The organism is Dickeya undicola (genome assembly GCF_000784735.1).
In the GTDB taxonomy this organism is placed as follows: Bacteria; Pseudomonadota; Gammaproteobacteria; order Enterobacterales; family Enterobacteriaceae; genus Dickeya; species Dickeya undicola.
On sequence record NZ_JSYG01000053.1, the window covers coordinates 1 to 292 of the forward strand.

Annotated in this window: 1 protein-coding gene; it reads right to left on the bottom strand. The window is 62.3% G+C overall.

Annotated features, from left to right (window positions below; translation table 11 throughout):
* The coding region (locus OB87_RS19110; RefSeq protein ID WP_033570958.1) for an Ig-like domain-containing protein at positions 1-292 on the bottom strand (292 nt) is incomplete at both ends.

Consider the following 292-nt stretch of genomic DNA (forward strand, 5'->3'; position numbering starts at 1 on the left):
TTACCGTCAGCGTGCCGGTTGCCACGCCACCCGCGCCATCACTCACCGTATAGGTCACGGTGTCGGTGCCATTAAAGTTGGCGTTCGGCGTATAAGTCAGCGTCCCATCCGGGTTGATCACCACCGTGCCGTTACCGGCGCTGGCGGCGGTCACCGTTAGCGGATTGCCATCCACATCCAGATCATTCGCCAGCACATTGACGGTCACCGGCGTGTCTTCATCGGTGGTCGCCGTATCCGCCCCGGCCACCGGTGCATCGTTTACCGCCGTCACCGTGACAGTTAGCGTGCC